The 256-nt window shown below is 64.5% G+C and carries 1 protein-coding gene; it reads right to left on the bottom strand.

Annotated features, from left to right (window positions below; genetic code table 11):
• A partial coding sequence (locus C6N31_RS43040) for a hypothetical protein (RefSeq protein ID WP_198359735.1) occupies nt 1-212 on the bottom strand: 212 nt, incomplete at its 3' end.
• Nucleotides 213-256: the final 44 nt, after the last annotated feature.

The raw sequence follows: 256 nt of genomic DNA, 5'->3' as shown, positions 1-256 counted from the left end.
CGGCGTTCCTCGGGGAACAGCGCGGAGACCTTGTGCCATACCGCGAGGGTGCGCGTCGTCGGGCCTGCCAGGAAGGAGGCATCGCCTTCGTACGGTGTGTAGTTGGTCTGGATGAAGTCGCGTACATCGATGCGGTCGCGCCAGGACCGGCCGGAGAACCCCTGCCACGCGGCCTCGGACACGCCCATGGTGGATGGCGTTGTCACAGTCATCGTCGCCTCACTCCTTCACAGTTCAGGTGTCTCCATGCTCGTTC

The organism is Streptomyces fildesensis, assembly GCF_016107395.1.
GTDB lineage: Bacteria > Actinomycetota > Actinomycetes > Streptomycetales > Streptomycetaceae > Actinacidiphila > Actinacidiphila fildesensis.
This window is presented reverse-complemented; position numbering and strand designations above follow the sequence as displayed.